This window comes from Streptococcus infantis, from assembly GCF_047465525.1.
Taxonomy (GTDB): domain Bacteria; phylum Bacillota; class Bacilli; order Lactobacillales; family Streptococcaceae; genus Streptococcus; species Streptococcus infantis_R.
In genome coordinates this window covers 33670-44408 of record NZ_JASGZS010000017.1, presented here as the reverse complement: position 1 = coordinate 44408, position 10739 = coordinate 33670, and the positions used below count along the sequence as shown (strand labels likewise).

Annotated in this window: 11 protein-coding genes; all 11 read left to right on the top strand. The window is 41.5% G+C overall.

The window, feature by feature from the left end; translation table 11 throughout:
- The first annotated feature begins 261 nt into the window (after window positions 1-261).
- The 11 genes from tuf (at window position 262) to frr (ending at window position 10731) form a co-directional block, all read left to right on the top strand.
- The gene (gene tuf, locus QM374_RS07330; protein WP_001040718.1) at window positions 262-1458 is read left to right on the top strand and encodes an elongation factor Tu; all 1197 of its coding nucleotides are present in this window, start codon (window positions 262-264) and stop codon (window positions 1456-1458) included.
- A gap of 157 nt (window positions 1459-1615) precedes the next feature.
- On the top strand, window positions 1616-2725 hold the full coding sequence (proB, locus tag QM374_RS07325) for a glutamate 5-kinase (RefSeq protein WP_414311323.1): 1110 nt from the start codon (window positions 1616-1618) through the stop codon (window positions 2723-2725).
- A 9-nt stretch (window positions 2726-2734) separates the two neighbouring features.
- Window positions 2735-3997, top strand: a complete 1263-nt coding sequence (locus tag QM374_RS07320) for a glutamate-5-semialdehyde dehydrogenase (RefSeq protein WP_414311322.1) — start codon at window positions 2735-2737, stop codon at window positions 3995-3997.
- Window positions 3998-4001: 4 nt separating this feature from the next.
- Window positions 4002-4799 (top strand): pyrroline-5-carboxylate reductase, encoded by a 798-nt coding sequence (gene proC, locus QM374_RS07315; RefSeq protein WP_414311321.1) that lies wholly within the window; start codon window positions 4002-4004, stop codon window positions 4797-4799.
- A gap of 119 nt (window positions 4800-4918) precedes the next feature.
- Entirely contained in the window at window positions 4919-5557 is a 639-nt protein-coding gene (gene tmk / locus QM374_RS07310; RefSeq protein ID WP_414311320.1) for a dTMP kinase, read from the top strand.
- Window positions 5554-6450 (top strand): DNA polymerase III subunit delta', encoded by an 897-nt coding sequence (locus QM374_RS07305; protein ID WP_414311319.1) that lies wholly within the window; start codon window positions 5554-5556, stop codon window positions 6448-6450. The genes tmk and QM374_RS07305 overlap by 4 nt, the downstream gene beginning before the upstream one ends.
- Window positions 6451-6474: 24 nt before the next feature.
- Window positions 6475-6792 carry a DNA replication initiation control protein YabA gene (gene yabA / locus QM374_RS07300; protein WP_414260362.1) on the top strand — a complete coding sequence of 106 codons (318 nt, stop codon included), beginning with the start codon at window positions 6475-6477 and terminating at the stop codon, window positions 6790-6792.
- 2 nt (window positions 6793-6794) lie between these two features.
- The gene (gene rsmI, locus QM374_RS07295) at window positions 6795-7673 is read left to right on the top strand and encodes a 16S rRNA (cytidine(1402)-2'-O)-methyltransferase (RefSeq protein ID WP_414311318.1); all 879 of its coding nucleotides are present in this window, start codon (window positions 6795-6797) and stop codon (window positions 7671-7673) included.
- Between the two features lie 335 nt (window positions 7674-8008).
- Window positions 8009-9343 carry a methylenetetrahydrofolate--tRNA-(uracil(54)-C(5))-methyltransferase (FADH(2)-oxidizing) TrmFO gene (trmFO, locus tag QM374_RS07290; protein ID WP_049549315.1) on the top strand — a complete coding sequence of 445 codons (1335 nt, stop codon included), beginning with the start codon at window positions 8009-8011 and terminating at the stop codon, window positions 9341-9343.
- A gap of 86 nt (window positions 9344-9429) precedes the next feature.
- On the top strand, window positions 9430-10164 hold the full coding sequence (pyrH, locus tag QM374_RS07285; RefSeq protein WP_000433488.1) for a UMP kinase: 735 nt from the start codon (window positions 9430-9432) through the stop codon (window positions 10162-10164).
- Window positions 10165-10173: 9 nt separating this feature from the next.
- Complete coding sequence (gene frr / locus QM374_RS07280) at window positions 10174-10731, top strand: ribosome recycling factor (protein ID WP_001262232.1); 558 nt, start codon at window positions 10174-10176, stop codon at window positions 10729-10731.
- The last annotated feature ends 8 nt before the right edge of the window (window positions 10732-10739 follow it).

Below are 10739 nucleotides of genomic sequence, written 5' to 3'. Positions count from 1 at the left end.
TTTATGTTTGGTCATAGTAGGCCTCATTTCTATCACAAACGTCTCACACTTAATTCCACCATAAAAATCCGTTTTAGACTAATTTCCACTTTGGTCAGGAAAGTGGAAGTTACTTTGAGAAATTACCGAATAAGAATAATTCACAAAAACTTTGTAAAACACTTGCAATTTAGCTGAAATTTGATAAAATAGTAAGGAAAGTTAGACTGTATTGCCTACTGTCTATCTATAAAATATATTTTATTGGAGGCTTTTACTCAAATGGCAAAAGAAAAATACGATCGTAGTAAACCACACGTTAACATTGGTACTATCGGACACGTTGACCACGGTAAAACTACCCTAACTGCAGCTATCACAACTGTTTTGGCACGTCGCTTGCCTTCAGCAGTTAACCAACCTAAAGACTATGCGTCTATCGATGCTGCTCCAGAAGAACGCGAACGCGGTATCACAATCAACACTGCGCACGTTGAGTACGAAACTGAAAAACGTCACTACGCTCACATCGACGCTCCAGGACACGCGGACTACGTTAAAAACATGATCACTGGTGCCGCTCAAATGGACGGAGCTATCCTTGTAGTAGCTTCAACTGACGGACCAATGCCACAAACTCGTGAGCACATCCTTCTTTCACGTCAGGTTGGTGTTAAACACCTTATCGTCTTCATGAACAAGATCGACTTGGTTGACGACGAAGAATTGCTTGAATTGGTTGAAATGGAAATCCGTGACCTTCTTTCAGAATACGACTTCCCAGGTGACGATCTTCCAGTTATCCAAGGTTCAGCTCTTAAAGCTCTTGAAGGTGACTCTAAATACGAAGACATCATCATGGAATTGATGAACACTGTTGATGAGTACATTCCAGAACCAGAACGTGACACTGACAAACCATTGCTTCTTCCAGTCGAAGACGTATTCTCAATCACTGGACGTGGTACAGTTGCTTCAGGACGTATCGACCGTGGTACTGTTCGTGTCAACGACGAAATCGAAATCGTTGGTATCAAAGAAGAAACTAAAAAAGCAGTTGTTACTGGTGTTGAAATGTTCCGTAAACAACTTGACGAAGGTCTTGCAGGAGATAACGTAGGTGTCCTTCTTCGTGGTGTTCAACGTGACGAAATCGAACGTGGACAAGTTATCGCTAAACCAGGTTCAATCAACCCACACACTAAATTCAAAGGTGAAGTTTACATCCTTACTAAAGAAGAAGGTGGACGTCACACTCCATTCTTCAACAACTACCGCCCACAATTCTACTTCCGTACTACTGACGTTACAGGTTCAATCGAACTTCCAGCAGGTACTGAAATGGTAATGCCAGGTGATAACGTGACAATCGACGTTGAGTTGATCCACCCAATCGCCGTAGAACAAGGTACTACATTCTCTATCCGTGAGGGTGGACGTACTGTTGGTTCAGGTATGGTTACAGAAATCGAAGCTTAATTCGATTTAGTTCCCAGAAGAACAATTATTTAAGTCAGACACTAAAAGAATCTTGCTTTGCAAGGTTCTTTTTTTTCGATCAAAAGTGAGAGAGTTCCTTTTTTACAATTTCATAAAATCATGGTAAAATGGTTAAATATTAAATTTGGAGAAAAATATGAAGTACAAGCGTATCGTATTTAAAGTGGGAACTTCATCCTTAACTCATAAAGATGGAAGTTTATCTCGCAGTAAAGTAAAAGCTATCACACAACAGCTTGCAATGCTACATGAAGCAGGTCATGAGCTGATTTTAGTGTCTTCTGGGGCTGTTGCGGCAGGTTTTGGAGCCTTAGGATTTAAAAAACGACCGACAAAGATTGCGGATAAACAAGCTTCGGCTGCGGTTGGTCAAGGATTGCTCCTGGAAGAATATACAACAAATTTGCTCTTAAGACAGATTGTTTCAGCGCAAATCTTGCTGACCCAGGATGATTTTGTCGATAAGCGACGTTATAAAAATGCCCATCAAGCTTTATCTGTTCTTCTCAATCGTGGCGCGATTCCTATTATCAATGAAAATGATAGTGTCGTTATTGATGAGCTCAAGGTCGGGGATAATGATACGCTCAGTGCTCAGGTAGCTGCAATGGTGCAGGCAGATCTTTTGGTTCTCTTAACAGATGTAGGTGGTCTTTATACTGGTAATCCTAACTCGGATCCAAGAGCTAAACGTCTGGAGAGAATTGAGACCATTAATCGAGAAATTATAGATATGGCTGGTGGTGCAGGTTCATCTAATGGAACTGGAGGTATGCTGACTAAGATCAAAGCTGCAACTATTGCGACAGAATCAGGAGTTCCTGTTTATATCTGTTCATCAATGAAAGCAGATGCCATGATTGAGGCGGCTGAGGAGACCAAGGACGGTTCTTACTTTGTTGCGCAAGAGAAGGGGCTCCGTACCCAGAAACAATGGCTAGCTTTTTATGCCAAAAGTCAGGGGGCTATTTGGGTTGATAAAGGTGCTGCAGAAGCTCTCTCTCAACATGGTAAAAGTCTACTTTTATCAGGTGTTGTAGATGTTGAGAGCAACTTTTCTTATGGCGATATTGTTACGGTTTTTGATAAGGAAACTGGAAAATCACTCGGAAAAGGTAGAGTACAACTAGGTGCATCGGGGCTGAAAGATGTCCTTCGATCTCAAAAAGCCAAGGGTGTCTTGATTCACCGTGATGACTGGATTTCCATTACTCCTGAAATCCAACTACTCTTTACAGAATTTTAGAGGTAAACTATGGTAAGTACACAAGAACAATTTGAACAGGTACAGGCAGTTAAAAAAACCATCAATACTGCTAGTGAAACAGTAAAAAATCAAGCCTTACTAGCTATGGCCGATCACTTATTGGCAGCTACTGAAGAGATTTTATTAGCTAATGCTCGCGATATGGAAGCGGCTAAGGGGAAAATATCAGATGTTATGCTCGATCGTCTTTATTTGGATGCAAGTCGTATCCAAGCGATGGCAACAGGCATTCGTGATGTGGTTGCTTTACCAGATCCAATCGGTGAAGTCCTAGAAAGAAGGCAGCTTGAAAATGGTTTGGTCATTACTAAGAAACGTGTAGCCATGGGGGTTATCGGTATTATCTATGAAAGCCGTCCAAATGTGACGTCTGACGCAGCAGCTTTGGCTCTCAAGAGTGGGAATGCGGTCGTTCTTCGTAGTGGTAAGGATGCCTATCAAACAGCTCATGCCATTGTCACAGCCTTGAAGAAGGGCTTGGAGATTACTACCATTCATCCAGACGTCATTCAATTAGTAGAAGATACCAGCCGTGAAAGTAGTTATGCCATGATGAAGGCTAAGGGTTATCTAGATCTTCTTATTCCTCGCGGAGGTGCCGGGTTAATCAATGCTGTCGTTGAGAATGCTATTGTGCCAGTTATCGAAACAGGTACAGGGATTGTTCATGTCTACGTTGACAAAGATGCGGATGAAGACAAGGCACTGTCTATTATCAATAACGCTAAAACTAGTCGTCCTTCAGTCTGCAATGCCATGGAAGTGCTGCTTGTTCATCAAGACAAGGCAGCAAGCTTCCTTCCTCTCTTGGAGCAAGTTCTGGTTGCCGATCGAAAAGAAGCTGGACTGGAACCGATTCAATTGCGTCTAGATGAGAAAGCTAGTCAATATATTTCTGGACAAGCAGCAGTGGTTCAAGACTTTGACACTGAGTTTTTAGACTATGTCTTAGCTGTTAAAGTAGTTTCTAGTCTTGAGGAAGCTGTAGAGCATATCGAAGCCCACAGCACCCATCATTCGGATGCGATTGTGACTGAAAATGCTGATGCTATAGCTTACTTTACGGATCAAGTGGACTCGGCAGCGGTTTATGTCAATGCTTCGACTCGTTTCACAGATGGTGGCCAATTTGGTCTAGGTTGTGAAATGGGGATTTCTACTCAGAAATTGCATGCGCGTGGTCCAATGGGATTGAAGGAATTGACCAGCTACAAATATGTGGTTACTGGTGACGGACAGATAAGGGAGTAAAGAGATGAAGATTGGATTTATCGGCTTGGGGAATATGGGAGCTAGTTTGGCTAAGGCTGTTTTGCAGGCAAAGATTAATCATCATATTCTCCTTACAAATCGTAGTCAAGCTAAGGTGGATGCTTTTATTGCCAATTATGGTGGTCTGGCTTCTAGCAATGACGAAATCTTTGCAGAAGCAGATGTAGTTTTTCTAGGAGTTAAACCAGCTCAATTCTCTGAATTGCTTTCACAATATCAATCAATCCTTGAAAAAAGAGATAGTCTTCTCTTAATTTCCATGGCTGCTGGATTGCCCATAGAAAAACTTGCTAGCCTTCTTCCAAGTCAGCACAGGATCATTCGTATCATGCCAAATACTCCAGTTTCTATTGGGCAAGGAGTGATTAGTTATGCCTTGTCTGCAAATTGTCATCCAGAAGACAGTGAACTTTTTTGTCAACTTTTAGCCAATGCAGGGCAGTTGGTTGAAATAAGTGAAGGTTTAATAGATGCAGCAACAGGACTTGCAGGCTGTGGACCAGCCTTTGTTTATCTATTTATCGAAGCTTTGGCGGATGCAGGTGTTCAGACAGGATTGCCACGAGAAACGGCTCTGAAAATGGCGGCTCAAACAGTAGTTGGTGCAGGTCAAATGGTTCTAGAAAGTCAGCAACATCCTGGAGTCTTGAAAGACCAAGTTTGTAGCCCAGGTGGTTCGACCATTGCTGGTGTAGCAAGTCTAGAAGAACATGCTTTTAGAGGAACCGTTATGGATGCTGTCAACCAAGCCTACAAAAAAACTCAAGAATTAGGTAAATAAGAGGTGAGTGTTAAAACTCACCCTCTTTTTTTCTTACAAAGAAGGAAATGAAAAAAGCTTTTCACAAATCCCCATTTTTTTGATAGAATAGAAGAGAGAAAAATAGAAATGAGTCAGACATGTCAAAAGGATTTTTAGTCTCTCTTGAGGGACCAGAGGGAGCAGGAAAAACAAGCGTTCTTGAAGCCCTAATCCCTTTATTAGAGGATAGTGGAGTGGAAGTTTTAACAACCCGTGAACCAGGTGGGGTCTTAATTGGAGAAAAAATTCGCGAAGTTATCCTAGATCCTAGTCATACTGAAATGGATCCTAAGACTGAGCTTCTCCTCTATATTGCTAGTCGTCGACAACACTTGGTGGAAAAGGTCTTACCAGCACTTGCAGCTGGAAAACTGGTTATCATGGATCGCTTTATCGATAGTTCTGTTGCTTATCAGGGCTTTGGGCGTGGTTTAGATATCGATGCCATTGATTGGCTTAATGAATTTGCGACTGATGGACTGAAACCTGATTTGACTCTTTATTTTGATATTGAGGTGGAAGAGGGACTGGCACGTATTGCTGCCAACAGTGATCGGGAAGTCAATCGTTTGGACATGGAAGGCCTGGATCTACACCGAAAAGTTCGTCAAGGTTACCTTTCTCTTCTTGAAAGAGAAGGAAATCGCATCGAAAAAATCGATGCTAGTCTGCCACTTGATCAAGTGGTTGAGAACACGCAACAACTACTTTTTGATAGGATGGGACTACGGAGATGAAGCAAGAGCAATTAAGAGCTTGTCAACCTTTACAATTTGAACGTTTTGTTCATATTTTAGAGCAAGGGCAGCTTAATCATGCCTATCTCTTTTCAGGTAATTTTGGAAGTTTAGAGATGGCTCTTTTCTTGTCTAAAAGTCTCTTTTGTAGTGAGAAAAATGGTATTTTTCCTTGTGAAAAATGTCGGAATTGTAAATTGATTGAGCAGGAAGAGTTTCCTGATGTGACCATAATTAAACCTCTGAATCAAGTCATTAAGACGGAGCGTATTCGAGAATTAGTCGGTCAATTTTCCCAGTCTGGTATTGAAAATCAACGGCAGGTCTTTATTATTGAACAAGCAGAAAAAATGCATGTGAATGCTGCAAATTCACTCTTGAAGGTTATTGAAGAACCACAGAGCGAAATCTACATTTTCTTTTTGACTGATGATGAGGAACAGATGTTACCAACGATTCGAAGTCGGACACAGATTTTCCAATTTAAGAAGCAAGTCTCTACTTTAATGTCACAGCTTGAAGAGGCTGGTTTAGTAAAAAATAAAGCTAAGCTATTGGCTCAGTTTAGTCAATCTCAGGCGGAGGCTGATAAGCTTGTCCATCAAGCAGGATTTTGGACACTAGTAGATGAAAGTGAACGTTTCTTTTCGTGGCTTTTAGCCCATAAAAAAGAATCCTATTTGCAGGTTGCGAAACTAACGAGTCTGGCTGATGATAAAGAAAAGCAAGATCAAGTGCTCAGAATTTTAGAGGTATTAGCTGGCCAGGATGTTCTCAATGTTTCTGCGCGGAACATCTTGCAAAATCTCGTCCAAACTCGAAAAATGTGGCGGGCCAATGTTAGCTTTCAAAACGCTTTGGAATACCTGGTTTTACAAAAAAATTTAAAGTAAAGATAGATTATAGAAAGGGCTGTAATGAATAAAAAAGAATTATTTGATGCTTTAGATGACTTTTCACAGCAATTGTTGGTAACCTTGGCAGACGTCGAAGCTATCAAGAAAAATCTCAAGAGTCTGGTAGAGGAAAATACAGCTCTTCGTTTAGAAAATGATAAACTGAGAGAACGATTGGGAGAAGTTGAGGAGACAACTCCAGCCAAAACGAAACATGTAAGGGAAAATGTCCGTCGCATTTATGAGGACGGTTTTCATGTTTGCCGTGACTTTTATGGCCAACGTCGAGAACAAGATGCAGAATGTATGTTCTGTGATGAACTGTTGTTTAGGGAGTAAGTATGCAGATTCAAAAGAGTTTTAAGGGACAATCTCCCTATGGCAAGCTTTATCTAGTCGCAACGCCAATTGGTAATCTAGATGATATGACTTTTCGCGCCATTCAGACCTTGAAAGAGGTCGACTGGATTGCGGCAGAAGACACTCGTAATACGGGACTTTTGCTCAAGCATTTTGAGATCTCAACCAAGCAAATCAGTTTTCACGAACATAATGCCAAGGAAAAAATTCCTGATTTGATTGGTTTGTTGAAACAAGGTCAAAATCTTGCCCAAGTATCTGATGCAGGGATGCCTAGTATTTCTGACCCGGGGCATGATTTGGTTAAGGCTGCCATTGAAGAAGATATCGCAGTTGTCACAGTTCCAGGAGCTAGTGCAGGGATTTCTGCCTTGATTGCCAGTGGCTTGGCACCACAACCCCACATCTTTTATGGTTTTCTACCACGAAAGTCAGGTCAGCAAAAGCAATTTTTCGAAGCAAAAAAAGCTTATCCAGAAACTCAGATTTTCTATGAATCACCTCACCGTGTGGCGGATACGCTAGAAAATATGCTAGAAGTCTATGGTGATCGCTCGGTGGTTTTGGTCAGAGAATTGACCAAAATCTTTGAAGAATATCAGCGTGGAACTATTACTGAGTTATTAGAAAGTATTTCTGAAACACCACTTAAGGGCGAGTGTCTTCTCATTGTAGAGGGTGCTAGTCAAGAAGTAGAAGATAAGGATGAAGAGGACTTGTTCTCAGAAATCCAAGAACGTATCCAGCAAGGCATTAAGAAAAATCAAGCCATTAAGGAAGTTGCGAAGATTTATCAGTGGAACAAAAGCCAGCTCTACGCTGCTTATCACGAATGGGAAGACAATCAATCCAATGACTAAACAGGGAAGTTTGCCTTCTTCCCTTTTTTTGTTATACTAGAAGAAGAAAAAAATAGAAAGATTTGTGGGAGTGAAAAAGTCCTGTGGACTTTTTCAGCCTGAGCCTGAAAACTCGAAAGCGAAGTAAGTCCTGTGGACTTTTTCAGCCTGAGCCTGAAAACTCGAAAGCGAAGTAAGTCCTGTGGACTTTTTCAGCCTGAGCCTGAAAACTCGAAAGCGAAGTAAGTCCTGTGGACTTTTTCAGCCTGAGCTAAAAAATTCGAAAGCGAAGCAAGTTCGTTGAACTTTTTTAACCCGATTCAGGAAATTCACACTCCCAAAGAGGTATTAGTGTCGTGTCTCAATCTTATATCAATGTTATCGGTGCTGGTTTGGCGGGTTCTGAAGCAGCCTACCAAATCGCAGAGCGTGGTATTCCAGTTAAACTTTATGAAATGCGTGGTGTCAAGTCAACACCACAACACAAAACTGACAATTTTGCAGAGTTGGTCTGCTCTAACTCTTTACGTGGGGATGCTCTTACAAATGCTGTCGGTCTCCTCAAAGAAGAAATGCGTCGTCTTGGTTCTCTTATCCTAGAATCAGCAGAAGCTACGCGAGTTCCTGCTGGTGGTGCTCTCGCGGTTGACCGTGATGGTTTCTCTCAAATGGTTACTGAAAAGATTGCCAACCATCCCTTGATTGAAGTGGTACGTGACGAAATCACAGAATTGCCAACAGATGCCATTACAGTTGTTGCGACTGGTCCTTTGACTAGTGATGCTCTTGCTGAAAAGATTCACGCTCTTAACGGCGGGGACGGTTTTTATTTCTACGACGCGGCAGCTCCAATTGTAGATGTTAATACCATTGATATGAATAAGGTCTATCTCAAATCTCGTTATGATAAGGGAGAAGCAGCCTATCTCAATGCTCCTATGACCAAACAAGAGTTTATGGATTTCCATGAAGCCTTGGTCAATGCGGAAGAAGCTCCGCTCAATTCTTTTGAAAAAGAAAAATATTTTGAAGGATGCATGCCAATCGAAGTCATGGCTAAACGGGGTATCAAAACCATGCTTTATGGACCAATGAAACCAGTTGGCCTAGAGTATCCAGATGATTACAAAGGACCACGTGATGGTGACTTTAAAACACCTTATGCAGTCGTTCAACTTCGTCAGGATAATGCGGCAGGTAGTCTTTACAATATTGTTGGTTTCCAAACTCACCTTAAATGGGGAGAACAAAAGCGTGTCTTCCAAATGATTCCGGGTCTTGAAAATGCAGAGTTTGTCCGTTATGGAGTCATGCACCGCAATTCTTACATGGATTCACCAAATCTTCTTGAGCAGACATACCGTTCTAAGAAACAGCCAAATCTATTCTTCGCTGGTCAGATGACGGGTGTGGAAGGCTATGTTGAGTCAGCGGCATCAGGTCTAGTAGCTGGTATTAACGCAGCTCGTCTTTTCAAGGGTGAAAGCGAGGCTATTTTCCCAGAGACAACAGCAATTGGAAGTCTAGCTCATTACATCACCCATGCTGATAGTAAACACTTCCAACCAATGAACGTCAATTTCGGAATTATCAAGGAATTGGAAGGCGACCGCATTCGTGATAAGAAGGCTCGTTATGAAAAAATTGCAGAGCGTGCTTTGGCTGATTTGGAAAACTTTTTATCCGTTTAAAATTTTCAAAAGAATAACTCATGAGACTATAAAATTCTCAAAAAATGTGATAAAATAGTTTGAATAAAATAAAGGAGCGAAGTCAGGTGGAACCCAAATATAAACGTATTTTGATTAAGTTATCAGGTGAGGCCCTTGCTGGCGAACGTGGTGTCGGAATTGATATCAAAACAGTTCAAGCAATGGCTCAAGAAATTCAAGAAGTACATAACTTAGGTATTGAGATTGCCCTCGTTATTGGTGGAGGAAATCTCTGGCGTGGCGAACCTGCTGCAGAAGCTGGAATGGATCGTGTACAAGCAGACTATACAGGAATGCTTGGAACCGTTATGAATGCTCTTGTTATGGCAGATTCATTGCAACAAGTTGGTGTGGATACACGTGTTCAAACAGCCATTGCCATGCAACAAGTAGCAGAACCTTACGTTCGTGGTCGTGCCCTTCGTCATCTTGAAAAAGGACGCATTGTTATCTTTGGTGCGGGAATTGGTTCACCATACTTCTCAACAGATACAACAGCGGCTCTTCGTGCAGCTGAGATTGAAGCGGATGCTATCTTGATGGCTAAGAATGGTGTCGACGGTGTCTACAATGCCGATCCTAAGAAAGATAAAACTGCTGTTAAATTTGAAGAATTGACTCACCGTGACGTGATCAATAAAGGTCTCCGTATCATGGACTCAACAGCTTCAACACTTTCAATGGACAATGATATTGACTTGGTTGTTTTCAACATGAACCAACCAGGAAATATTAAACGTGTTGTATTTGGTGAAAATATCGGAACTACAGTTTCAAATAATATCGAAGAAAAGGAATAAGAAAAGATTATGGCAAACGCAATCGTAGAAAAAGCAAAAGAGAGAATGACACAATCTCACCACTCACTTGCTCGTGAGTTTGGAAGTATTCGTGCCGGCCGTGCTAACGCTAGCTTGCTTGATCGCATCCACGTTGAGTACTATGGTGTTGAAACACCACTTAATCAAATTGCTTCTATCACAATCCCAGAAGCGCGTGTCTTGTTGGTAACACCATTTGACAAATCATCTTTGAAAGACATCGAACGTGCTTTGAATGCTTCAGACCTAGGTATCACACCAGCTAACGATGGTTCTGTTATTCGCTTGGTAATCCCAGCTCTTACAGAAGAAACTCGCCGCGACCTTGCTAAAGAAGTGAAAAAAGTGGGTGAAAATGCTAAAGTTGCTATCCGTAATATCCGTCGTGATGCTATGGACGAAGCTAAGAAACAAGAAAAAGCAAAAGAAATCACTGAAGACGAATTGAAGACTCTTGAAAAAGATATTCAAAAAGCAACAGACGATGCTGTTAAACACATCGACGAAATGACTGCCAACAAAGAAAAAGAAATCTTGGAAGTCTAAGAAATAAA

Bases quoted from the DNA above. Each gene is read 5' to 3' on its own strand.
- tuf (WP_001040718.1), top strand. From the start codon at position 262: ATGGCAAAAGAAAAATACGATCGTAGTAAACCACACGTTAACATTGGT.
- proB (WP_414311323.1), top strand. From the start codon at position 1,616: ATGAAGTACAAGCGTATCGTATTTAAAGTGGGAACTTCATCCTTAACT.
- QM374_RS07320 (WP_414311322.1), top strand. From the start codon at position 2,735: ATGGTAAGTACACAAGAACAATTTGAACAGGTACAGGCAGTTAAAAAA.
- proC (WP_414311321.1), top strand. From the start codon at position 4,002: ATGAAGATTGGATTTATCGGCTTGGGGAATATGGGAGCTAGTTTGGCT.
- tmk (WP_414311320.1), top strand. From the start codon at position 4,919: ATGTCAAAAGGATTTTTAGTCTCTCTTGAGGGACCAGAGGGAGCAGGA.
- QM374_RS07305 (WP_414311319.1), top strand. From the start codon at position 5,554: ATGAAGCAAGAGCAATTAAGAGCTTGTCAACCTTTACAATTTGAACGT.
- yabA (WP_414260362.1), top strand. From the start codon at position 6,475: ATGAATAAAAAAGAATTATTTGATGCTTTAGATGACTTTTCACAGCAA.
- rsmI (WP_414311318.1), top strand. From the start codon at position 6,795: ATGCAGATTCAAAAGAGTTTTAAGGGACAATCTCCCTATGGCAAGCTT.
- frr (WP_001262232.1), top strand. From the start codon at position 10,174: ATGGCAAACGCAATCGTAGAAAAAGCAAAAGAGAGAATGACACAATCT.